Raw genomic sequence first — 329 nt, forward strand, 5'->3', positions numbered from 1 at the left:
CTGTTCGTAGTCTGCACAGCGACTTGACTTTTGTCCCACGTTTTCGCTATTTAAGTTCGTAAATTAAAAATAGAGCCTGGGGCACAACATAATTCGTTGTGTTCCAGGCTCTTTGAAGTGCCCCATCTTTTGTGGATGCTTTTATATTTGCGTAAACGAGTTCTCCAGCCTTGACTCCTGTGCAGAACCTGCCCGCCATCCGTGGCTAAAGCCACTACTGCCGTGCTTGTTCTTGCTCGGACTCAGAACAGGCTGGTTCACTCTCTGCTCTAAAACGAGTTCGCTGACCCAAGACCCTGTGCATTGCCTAGCCGCCGGTTATGGGCCAA

Source organism: Furfurilactobacillus siliginis (assembly GCF_001437435.1).
Taxonomy (GTDB): Bacteria; Bacillota; Bacilli; order Lactobacillales; family Lactobacillaceae; genus Furfurilactobacillus; species Furfurilactobacillus siliginis.